The following is a 247-nucleotide window of genomic DNA, read 5'->3' on the forward strand; positions in this document are numbered from 1 at the left end:
AACAGATTGTTGGGATATGGTTGACTGCAGAAAGCAAATTTTAAAACCAAGGAAGGCCGAGTATGAAGGTTTGTAAGCGCAAGGTGATGGTGCAATTTCATTGTGTGTTACTGGCCTGTTTGTTTACAACAAGTTGCACTACAGTACTCGATAAGGCCCATGGTTATCGCGGGCCCATCGTTGTGACAATTAAAACAGAAGATGGCTCAGTGTCGGAGTTTCCTTTTTTAATAGAGTCTGTGTACAC

At 42.5% G+C, this 247-nt stretch carries 1 pseudogene; it reads left to right on the plus strand.

From position 1 onward, the window contains the following. Nucleotides 1-62: 62 nt before the first annotated feature. Nucleotides 63-247: pseudogene (locus AN394_RS21855) on the plus strand (hypothetical protein); the annotation flags it as partial.

The organism is Pseudoalteromonas sp. P1-26 (assembly GCF_001401795.1).
GTDB lineage: Bacteria > Pseudomonadota > Gammaproteobacteria > Enterobacterales > Alteromonadaceae > Pseudoalteromonas.